This is a genomic window from Mesorhizobium sp. M4A.F.Ca.ET.090.04.2.1, from assembly GCF_003999085.1.
In the GTDB taxonomy this organism is placed as follows: Bacteria; Pseudomonadota; Alphaproteobacteria; order Rhizobiales; family Rhizobiaceae; genus Mesorhizobium.
In genome coordinates, this window is sequence record NZ_RZOT01000011.1 from 21629 (window position 1) to 28601 (window position 6973).

Sequence of the window (6973 nt, forward strand, 5' to 3'; positions counted from 1 at the left end):
TGATCCCGAAAAGTGGACGCCGGTTTTCGGACAAGATCATGGTCAGGACCAAGGGTTGAGCCATGGCCACGATCACAGCAAACGATATGCAGGCGATAGAGGCGCGCTACCCGCAGATATTTCGGCGGCCGCTCTACAAGCGTTTCGGACCGCTGTTCCTGGTTGCTGGAACCGTCCTGTACCTCGCCTATGCCCTGTGGTTCTTCAGCATGCCGCAGGTGCTGCGCGAGTCGCATTGGGAGCGGCTGCCGCTCTTCCTTTCGCAATGGATCAGCTACGACCTGCAGCCGGAGTTCCGCCTCGACCAGCCGGAGATCACGCCCAAATACCCGCGCTTCTCCGCGCTTGGCGAGAACCCCAATCCTGACTGGGTGATCAGGAACCCGGACGGCACCTTCACCGTGCTGATCGACGGCCTGGCCAAATCCGTCACCTTCGACAAGACCAAAGCCGTGATTGTCGCCAACGGCCAGACGGTGCCCGTGTCGCTGGCCAGCGGCAAGCCCGTGATCTCAGGCCCGGTGCCCGACTGGATCACCGCGCATGACGACGAAGTCGTCGCGAGGATGGGCTTCGTCGGCGAGGTGCGCGTCACAGTCGACCGCGTCAAGGTGCGCAAGCGTTTCCTCGGCTGGGCGAACTTCGTCTTCGACACGCGATCGCCCTTCTTCGGGAAACCGGCCGGCGAAGTGGCCGCGCTGATCCTCTCCGGTCCAGAGCTGAAACCCGGCACATCAAATCTCGCGCTTGCCGCCGACAACATCTGGAACAACGCCCAGTGGCAGCATGGCGATGTCTGGACGAAGCTGTTGCAGACCATCGTCATGGCATTCCTCGGCACGCTGCTCGGCGGCATCGTCGCCTTCCCGCTCGCCTTCTTCGCCGCCCGCAACATCACGCCGAGCGGGCTGCTCAGCCAGGTGCTGAAGCGCTTCTTCGACTTCATGCGCTCGGTCGACATGCTGATCTGGGCGCTGTTCTTCACCCGCGCCTTCGGCCCCGGTCCGCTCGCCGGCAGTGCCGCGATCTTCTTCACCGAGATCGGCACGCTCGGCAAAACCTATTCCGAGGCGCTGGAGAACATCGACGACAAGCCGCGCGAGGGTGTGCAGTCGACCGGCGCCAACGGCTTGCTTGTGCAGCGCTACGGCGTGCTGCCGGAGGTGGTGCCGGTCTTCATCAGCCAGACGCTCTACCAGTGGGAATCCAACACCAGAGGCGCCACCATCATCGGCGCCGTCGGAGCCGGCGGTATCGGCCTGAAATTATGGGAAGCGATGCGCACCAACTCCAACTGGGCCAACGTCTTCTACATGGTGCTGCTGACGCTGGCCGTCGTCTTCATCTTCGACAACATCTCGAACTTCCTGCGTCGCCGGCTCAGCCGCACGCTGCATGACTACAACAGGTTGCAGGCTGCGCGGGGTTAGTCCTCGCTAGCAGAATCTTGCGAGAGGTCGACGGGACAGCGCCCCCCTCTGCCCTACCGGGCATCTCCCCCACTTGGGGGGAGATCAGCCGCCACCCATGGCTTTCGCCAATCTCCTACGTTGCCGAATTGAGCTAAGCGCCGCAGCCGCCAATCTCCCCCCTTGTGGGGGAGATGTCCGGCAGGACAGAGGGGGGGCGCGAAGGATCGCGGCGCTCGTCGGACGGCCATTCTAAGCCGCCTTCTTCCACCCATCCCTGATATGCTTGTACCCCTCCCGATACACGGCCTCCGGCGTCTCCGCAAAATCCCGCCAAACCTTCGTCGCCGCAGCCAGGTCCTTCAGCGACCGCCCGAAGGATTCGATGGTCAGCCAGTCGTCATAGCCGCTCTTGCGGATGGCCGAGAACGTCTCCTTCCAGGGAATATTGCCCCGGCCCGGCACCCCGCGATCATTCTCCGAAATATGGATATGGACGACATTCCGGCGGTTGCGCAAATAGGCGCCGATCGGATCGGCCTCCTCGATGTTGGCGTGGAACGTGTCGTACATCGCCTTGACGTGCGGCCGGTCGATCGCGTCGATATGCTCGGACAAATCGTCCATCGTGTTGAGCAGATAGCATTCGAAGCGGTTGAGCGCCTCTAACCCGATGGTGACGCCCTTCTTGCCGGCATGGTCGCCAATGGCGCGCTGGGAGGCGACCGAGCGCTTCTTCTCTGCCGCCGTCGGTCCGCTGCCGGAAAAGGCGCCCAGCGTCGAATGCAGTGGACCGCTCAGCCTGTTGGCGCCGAGCGCGGCGCTGCAGTCGATCGCCCATTTCATATAGTCGATGCCGGCCTTGCGCGTCGCGGCATCGGCCGCGATCAGACTCATCGCCGGATCACCCATGGCCGAGACAGCGGTACGCTGCAGCCCGATGCGGTCGAGCAGGTCGCCGAGTTTCTTGTAGTCGTCGGGCGCGCCGGAAAACACCGGGATCTCGACGCCGTCGAAGCCGGTCGCCTTGATGTCGCGAAGCAGCGCCTCGTGCTTCTTTGAGACGCTGGTCGTCCACAAGAACATGCACATGCCGATTTTCATCGACACCCTCCCCTGACGGCCGCCTGAACGCCGGCTCTGTCATTCCCTGCCGACTGGGCGCCCCGATTAGAGTTTCGTCCACGCCCCGTTCTTCTTCGACGACTTCACGCAGGCCCCGATGAAGGCCATGCCTTCGACGCCGTCGGCAATCGTCGGGAAGACGACATCCTTTGCCGGCTTGCCGCCCTTCCTGCGCGCCGCGCGGATGGCGCGGGCCGCTTCCTGGTAGATATTGGCGAAGCCTTCGAGATAGCCCTCCGGATGGCCCGAGGGAACACGGGTGACACGCCCGGCGGAGGGCAGCGCGCCGGCGCCGGCGCGGGTCAGGAGCTGCTTCGGCTGGCCGAACGGCGTATACCAGAGATAGTTCGGATCGGCCTGCACCCATTCCAGCCCGCCCTTCGAGCCATAGATGCGCAGCTTTAGACCGTTCTCATGGCCGGGCGCCACCTGGCTGGCCCAGATCATGCCCTTGGCGGGATGCGCCTTGCCGACCGGCTTGAAGCGCAACAGCACATTGATGTTGTCGTCGAGCTGCCGCCCCGGCACGAAGGCGTCGAGATCGGCAGACAGCGCATCGAGCTCCAGCCCGGAGACGAAGCGCGCCAGGTTGTAGGCATGCGTGCCGATGTCGCCGAGCGCACCACCGGCACCGGCCTGCTTGGGGTCGGAGCGCCACGCAGCCTGCTTCTGGCCGGTCGCGGCGAGATCCTCGGTCAGCCAGTCCTGCGGATATTCCGACTGCACGATGCGGATGTCGCCGAGCTGGCCCTTGGCCACCATCTCGCGCGCCTGGCGGATCATCGGATAGGCGGTGTAATTGTGGGTGAGCACGAACACCTTGCCGGTCTTCTCGACCAGCGCGGCGAGCTTCTTCGCCTCGGCCAGCGTGGTTGCCAGCGGCTTGTCGCAGATGACGTGGATGCCGGCCTCGAGGAAGGCCTTGGCCGCCGGCACATGCACATTGTTGGGCGTGACGATCGCCACCGCCTCGATGCCGTCCGGCCGCTTGGCCTCGGCCTTGGCCATCTCGGCGTAGGAGCCGTAGCTGCGCGCCGGATCGAGGCCGAGCTCGGCGGCCGAAGCCTTGGCGCGCTCCGGGTTGGCCGACAGTGCGCCGGCAACCAGGACGAAGTCGTTGTCCAGCCTGGCCGCGATCCGGTGCACCGCGCCGATGAAGGCGCCTTGCCCGCCGCCGACCATACCGTAGCGGATCGGGCCGCCTCCCGTTTCCGACTTCGATGCGCCGACCATTCCTGTCTCCCTCGTTGGTGCTTGCCTCCCTTTGAGGGGAGGTCGATCCGCGCAGCGGATCGGGTGGGGTTGCCGAGCGTGAAGCTCGGCATGAGCCGACCCCGCCCGGCTTTGGGCCACCCTCCCCCAGGGGGAGGGAAAGCGGTATTAGATTCCCATCATCGCGCGCAGCGCCTTCTTGTCGGTTGCGCCGCCGGCGAAATCGTCGAAGGCCTTCTCCGTCACCCGGATAATGTGGTGCTGGATGAAGGGCGCGCCTTCGGCAGCACCATCCTCCGGATGCTTTAGACAGCATTCCCATTCCAGCACCGCCCAGGAATCGTAACCGTACTGGGTGAGCTTGGAGAAGATGCCGCCGAAATCGACCTGCCCGTCGCCGAGCGAACGGAACCGCCCGGCGCGGTTTACCCAGCCCTGATAGCCGGAATAGACGCCTTGCCGCCCGGTCGGGTTGAACTCGGCGTCCTTGGCGTGAAACGCCTTGATACGCTCGTGGTAGATGTCGATGAATTCGAGATAGTCGAGCTGCTGCAAGAGGAAGTGCGACGGGTCGTAATTGATGTTGCAGCGCTTGTGGCCGCCCACCGCGTCGAGGAACATCTCGAAAGTGGCGCCGTCGAACACATCCTCGCCCGGATGGATCTCATAGCCGATGTCGACACCGTTCTCGTCATAGACGTCGAGGATCGGCTTCCAGCGTTTGCCGAGCTCGGCGAAAGCCTCCTCGATCAGGCCGGCTGGCCGCTGCGGCCATGGGTAAAGGTAGGGGAAGGCCAGCGCTCCGGAGAAGGAGACCGAGGCCTTGAGCCCCAGATTTTTCGATGCCTTGGCACCGAATTCCATCTGCTCGACCGCCCATTGCTGCCGGGCTTTCGGATTGTTGTGGACGGCCGCCGGCGCGAAGCCATCGAATTGCGCGTCATAGGCCGGATGCACCGCCACCAGTTGCCCCTGAAGATGCGTCGAGAGCTCGGTGATCTCGACGCCGGCATCGGCGCAGATGCCTTTCACCTCGTCGCAATAGGCCTTGGAGGTCGCCGCCTTCTCCAGGTCGAACAGCCGCGCGTCCCAAGTCGGTATCTGCACTCCCTTGTAGCCGAGGCCGGCTGCCCATTTGGTGATCGACGGCAGCGAATTGAACGGCGCGGCATCGCCCGCGAACTGCGCCAGAAACAGACCGGGACCCTTCATCGTCGACGGCATCGGCATCCTCCCTCTCTCTTTTGACGACCAAGCATAGCGCTGATTGAAAGCAGGGCCAGCCCGTTTGGTGTTTTCCTGTCGGCGCCAGTACGCGCCGTCATTCTGGTATGACCAAATATAAACATTTGGTCAAGCGGCCGAACAGGCGCCGGAAGCGCTTTCGTTCGTCACAAACTGTGAAAATATGTTAGATTATTCAAAGAAGTAAGCAGAGCATGACATCGCCGCACGCGACTTCTTGCCGTGCAGATGAATTTGCGGTAGACCTCGCATCAGGCCCAATTGGTCGAACCAGTTTGCCAGAAAGACACTGGAGCACCTTGGGGAGGAATCGCACGGCGGGCTTTGCTCGAGCCACGTCGTGGGAAACGTGACAGGCGAATTCTGGGAAGGATAGACCATGCATCTTTCGACGCACAACTGGATGCGGGCGGAGCCGTTGGAAGTGACGCTGAAGCGCATCAAGAAATTCGGCTATGAGTCGATCGAGATCTCCGGCGAGCCCGAGCAGTACAAGACCAGGGAGACGCGCGCGCTCTTGAAGGAGCACGGCATCCGCTGCTGGGGCTCGGTGACGCTGATGCTGGGCGAACGCAACCTCGCCGCCAAGGACCAGGGCCAGCGCGAGCGTTCGGTGCAGTACGTCAAGGACGTGCTGACCATGGTCAGCGAGCTCGATGGTGAGATCATCACGCTGGTTCCCGCCACCGTCGGCAAGGTAGTGCCCGACGGCACCGAGGCGGAGGAATGGGGCTGGGTGGTCGACGCCACCCGCGAGTGCTTCGCCCACGCCAAGAAGGTCGGCGTCAAGGTCGCGGTCGAGCCGCTCAACCGCTTCGAGACCTATCTGTTCAACCGTGGCGCCCAGGCGCTCGCGCTCGCCGACGCGGTCAGCCCGGAATGCGGCGTCTGCCTCGACGCCTATCACATCCACATGGAGGAATTTAACGTCTATGACGCCATCCGTCAGGTCGGCAAGCGCCTGTTCGACTTCCACGTCGCCGACAACAACCGCTTCGCCGCCGGCCTCGGCCAGATCGACTGGCCGCGGATCGTGGGCACGCTGAAGGAGATCGGCTATGACGGCGCGCTGACCAATGAGTTCGTCGCCCCTGTCGACCGCACGCCGGCCGCGCCCTATCCCGACATGGTCGAGCGCCATCCGGTCGACATCTCGCCAGAGCAGCTGAAGTTCATCCAGGATCACGGTTCCAGCGTGCTGACGGAGAAGTTCTACACCGACCAGATGCGCATCACCGCCGAAACGCTGCTGCCGCTGATCAGGTAGCCGATCCAAAGAGAGACGCCCTTCCGCCTTTCTGCGGCGGGGCCGGGGATGACCATGCGCATCAAGACGGTCCAAGCCTGGTGGGTTCGCATACCGATCGAAGCCGCGAAGCAGCATCGCAGCGACTTCGGTCAGGTGACGACGTTCGACGCCGCCATTCTGCGCATCGAGACCGATGACGGCCTGGTCGGCTGGGGCGAAGGCAAGAACGCCGCCGGCAGCGCCGGCAGCTATGGTGCCCTGGTCCACATGCTGAACCATGAAGTCGGCCCGCAGCTCATCGGCCGCGACCCGACCGACATCGGCGTCATCTGGGAGATGCTCTACAACGGCGTGCGCCACCACACGGCGGCCCATGGCGGACATGCCATGCCGCAACTGGCGCGGCGCGGCATGAGCGTGGCCGCCATCAGCGCCGTCGACATCGCGCTCTGGGACATTCTCGGCAAGTCGCTCGGCCAGCCGATCTGGCGGCTGCTTGGTGGCCGCAAAGTCGAGCGCATGCAAGCCTATGCTTCCGGCGGCTGGGCGCCGGCCGAGACCATCGGCGAGCAGCTCAAATCCTACATCGCCAAGGGCGGCTTCAAGGCACTGAAGATGCGTATCGGCGCCATGGACGGCGCCCCGCATATTTCCGCAGGGCGCGTCCGCGCGGCGAGAGAGGCCCTCGGCGCCGACGTCGAGCTGATGGTCGACGCGCATGGCACTTATACGG

General features: G+C 64.0%; 6 protein-coding genes. 3 read left to right on the forward strand and 3 right to left on the reverse strand.

The window, feature by feature from the left end:
* The first annotated feature begins 62 nt into the window (after positions 1-62).
* A complete protein-coding gene (phnE, locus tag EN781_RS02040) occupies positions 63-1430 on the forward strand; it encodes a phosphonate ABC transporter, permease protein PhnE (protein WP_126058218.1) in 1368 nt (455 codons plus the stop codon).
* Between the two features lie 231 nt (positions 1431-1661).
* Here the strand turns inward: phnE and EN781_RS02050 are convergent, their stop codons facing one another.
* The 3 genes from EN781_RS02050 to EN781_RS02060 form a co-directional block, all read right to left on the reverse strand.
* Positions 1662-2513, reverse strand: coding sequence for a sugar phosphate isomerase/epimerase (locus EN781_RS02050; RefSeq protein ID WP_126058217.1), 852 nt, complete (start codon positions 2511-2513; stop codon positions 1662-1664).
* Between the two features lie 66 nt (positions 2514-2579).
* Positions 2580-3767 (reverse strand): Gfo/Idh/MocA family oxidoreductase, encoded by a 1188-nt coding sequence (locus tag EN781_RS02055; protein ID WP_126058216.1) that lies wholly within the window; start codon positions 3765-3767, stop codon positions 2580-2582.
* A 147-nt stretch (positions 3768-3914) separates the two neighbouring features.
* The gene (locus EN781_RS02060; RefSeq protein ID WP_126058215.1) at positions 3915-4970 is read right to left on the reverse strand and encodes a sugar phosphate isomerase/epimerase; all 1056 of its coding nucleotides are present in this window, start codon (positions 4968-4970) and stop codon (positions 3915-3917) included.
* Between the two features lie 400 nt (positions 4971-5370).
* On the opposite strand from EN781_RS02060, the gene EN781_RS02065 reads away from it, so the two are divergent.
* Complete coding sequence (locus EN781_RS02065; protein WP_126058214.1) at positions 5371-6258, forward strand: sugar phosphate isomerase/epimerase; 888 nt, start codon at positions 5371-5373, stop codon at positions 6256-6258.
* Positions 6259-6312: 54 nt separating this feature from the next.
* Positions 6313-6973, forward strand: a 661-nt coding sequence (locus tag EN781_RS02070; RefSeq protein ID WP_145965436.1) for a mandelate racemase/muconate lactonizing enzyme family protein, incomplete at its 3' end; no start/stop codon positions are given.

Excerpts from the sequence above, each read along its gene's own strand:
- phnE (WP_126058218.1), top strand. The coding sequence starts at position 63 with ATGGCCACGATCACAGCAAACGATATGCAGGCGATAGAGGCGCGCTAC.
- EN781_RS02050 (WP_126058217.1), bottom strand. The coding sequence starts at position 2,513 with ATGAAAATCGGCATGTGCATGTTCTTGTGGACGACCAGCGTCTCAAAG.
- EN781_RS02055 (WP_126058216.1), bottom strand. The coding sequence starts at position 3,767 with ATGGTCGGCGCATCGAAGTCGGAAACGGGAGGCGGCCCGATCCGCTAC.
- EN781_RS02060 (WP_126058215.1), bottom strand. The coding sequence starts at position 4,970 with ATGCCGTCGACGATGAAGGGTCCCGGTCTGTTTCTGGCGCAGTTCGCG.
- EN781_RS02065 (WP_126058214.1), top strand. The coding sequence starts at position 5,371 with ATGCATCTTTCGACGCACAACTGGATGCGGGCGGAGCCGTTGGAAGTG.